The 3,049-nt window shown below is 65.5% G+C and carries 1 protein-coding gene; it reads left to right on the top strand.

Features of this window, described 5'->3' with window-relative positions:
- Positions 1-3: 3 nt before the first annotated feature.
- On the top strand, positions 4-3,049 hold a 3,046-nt coding region (locus tag NV1_RS41500), incomplete at its 3' end, for an IPT/TIG domain-containing protein (protein ID WP_507762143.1).

The following is a 3,049-nucleotide window of genomic DNA, read 5'->3' as shown; positions in this document are numbered from 1 at the left end:
CCGGTGCCCACGTTGGCCTCGATCGTCCCCAGCGAGGGGCCTGAGACCGGTGGTAATACGGTCACTTTGACCGGTACTGGGTTCACCGGTGCTACTGCGGTGCATTTCGGTGTGAGCCTGGCGACGTCGTTCACCGTCGTGTCCGATACTCAGATCACGGCCGTCGCTCCTGCGCGCACTGGTATTGCCGCGGTCACTGTCACCGCGATCGGTGGCACCAGTAATCCGGTCTTCTACACCTACATCCCCGCACCGACGTTGGCTGCGGTGACCCCCGACCAGGGTCCCGAAACCGGTGGTAATACGGTCACTTTGACCGGTGGCGGATTCACCGGTGCCACTGTCGTGCAGTTCGGTGCGACTCCGGCAGTGTCGTTCACCGTGGTGTCCGATACCGACATCACCGCTGTAGTGCCCGCGGGGACGGGCTCGGTCAACACGACCGTCACGACCGCGGGCGGCACCAGCAATTCGGTCACCTACAGCTACGTCCCCGCCCCGGTTGTGGGGACGGTCAGCCCGAATCAGGGTCCCGAAACCGGTGGCAATACAGTCACTTTGACCGGCACCGGATTCACCGGTACCACCGCCGTGCATTTCGGTCCGAATGCGGCTGTGTCGTTCACGGTGGTGTCCGATACCGAGATTATCGCGGTCGCTCCTGCCGGGACGGGAGCGGGGGATATCACCGTCACCACTCCGGGTGGTAGCAGCGTCCCAGTGCCCTACACCTATGTTCCCGCACCCACCCTGAGCTCGGTCGTCCCCGGCGAGGGACCCGAAACCGGTGGCAATACGGTCACTTTGACCGGTACCGGGTTCACGGGGACTACCGCGGTGCATTTCGGTGTGATTCCGGCTCCGTCGTTCACCGTCGTGTCCGATACTCAAATCACCGCCGTCGCTCCTGCGCGCACGGGTACTGCTACGGTCACTGTCACCGCGACCGGTGGCACCAGTAATCCGGTCTTCTACACCTATGTTTCCGCACCCATGTTGGCTGCGGTGACCCCCGACCAGGGTCCCGAAACCGGTGGTAACACTGTCACTTTGACCGGTACGGGGTTGACCGGCACCACCGCCGTGCACTTCGGCGCGACGCCGGCCACGTCGTTCACCGTCGTGTCCGACACCGACATCTCCGCAGTGGCCCCCGCTGGCACCGGCACGGTCAATACGACCGCCACCACACCAGGAGGCACCACCAATAACATCTTGTACACCTATGTCCCGGCGCCCACTGTGGGAACTGTCAGCCCCAACCAGGGTCCCGAAACCGGTGGCAATACGGTCACTGTGACCGGTACGGGATTCACGGGCACCACCGCCGTGCACTTCGGTCCGAACACCGCCACCTCATTCGCCGTCGTGTCCGACACCGAGATCATCGCAGTCGTCCCCGCGGGGACGGGCTCGGTCAATGCGACCGTCACCACCATGGGCGGCACCAGCAACCCGGTGACCTACACCTACGTCCTGATACCCACCCTGACCTCGGTGGCTCCCAACCAGGGGCCGGAAACTGGCGGCAACACCGTAATCCTTACCGGCACCAATCTGCTCGCTGTCGACACGGTTCTATTCGGGCCGACCCCGGCCGCGTCGTTCACCGTCGACTCCGATACGCAGATCACCGCGGTCGCCCCGGCAGGGACCGGCACTGTGTCGGTAACCGTCAGCTCGCCCACGGGCGCGAGCAACGGAGTGCTCTACACCTACGGCACAGCCCCCGCCCTGCGCGCGCTTGTCCCCGCACTTGGTCCCGAAGCAGGCGGCAACTCGGTTGTACTCCAGGGCAGCAACTTCACCGGAGCCCTCGCGGTGAACTTCGGCGCCACCCCGGCGACCTCGTTCACCGTCGACTCCGATACGCAGATCACCGCCGTGGCCCCGGCAGGGACCGGCACGGTGCTGGTCACGGTCACCACCCCGGTCGCTACCAGTAATACGGCCCCATACACCTACCTCGGCACCCCGGTCCTCAGCGCGGTGGTCCCGAGCGAGGGGCCGGAGATCGGTGGCAACACGGTCACCTTGACCGGCACCGGATTCACGGGCACCACCGCCGTGCAGTTCGGCCCGAACACGGCGGTGTCGTTCACCGTGGTCTCCGACACCGAGATCACCGCGGTCGTCCCCGCCGGCACGGGCTCGGTCAACACGACCGTCACCACCGCGGGCGGCACCAGCAATCCGGTCACCTACACCTATGCCCCGGTTCCCACTGTGGGGACCGTCAGTCCGAATCAGGGCCCCGAAACCGGTGGCAACACAGTCACTTTGACCGGCACGGGATTCACCGGCACCACCGCCGTGCACTTCGGCCCGAACACGGCGGTGTCGTTCACAGTGGTGTCCGATACCGAGATCACCGCGGTCGTCCCCGCCGGCACCGGAGCGGTGGACATCACCGTCACCACTCCGGGGGGCAGCAGCGTCCCGGTGCCTTACACCTATGTTCCCGCACCCACCCTGAGCTCGATCGTCCCCGGCGAGGGACCTGAGACCGGTGGTAATACGGTCACTGTGACCGGCACCGGATTCACCGGTACCACCGCAGTGCATTTCGGCGTAACCCCGGCAACGTCGTTCACTGTCGTCTCCGATACCGAGATCACCGCGATCGCGCCCGCGCGCACCGGTACCGCCGCGGTCACCGTGAGTTCGGTCGGCGGCACCAGTAATCCGCTCTTCTACACCTACATCCCCGCACCGACGTTGGCTGCGGTGACCCCCGACCAGGGTCCCGAAACCGGTGGTAACACGGTGACCTTGACCGGTGGCGGATTCACCGGTGCCACTGTCGTGCAGTTCGGTGCGACGCCGGCGACGTCGTTCATCGTGGTGTCGGATACCGACATCACCGCTGTCGTGCCCGCCGGCACCGGTACGGTCAACACCACTGTCACTACCTCGGGCGGTACCAGCAACAGCCGCTTGTACACCTATGTCCCCGCCCCGGTTGTGGGGACGGTCAGCCCGAATCAGGGTCCCGAAACCGGTGGCAATACAGTCACTGTGACCGGTACCGGATTCACGGGGACCACGG

Source organism: Nocardia vaccinii NBRC 15922 (assembly GCF_001613305.1).
Taxonomy (GTDB): domain Bacteria; phylum Actinomycetota; class Actinomycetes; order Mycobacteriales; family Mycobacteriaceae; genus Nocardia; species Nocardia vaccinii.
This window is presented reverse-complemented; position numbering and strand designations above follow the sequence as displayed.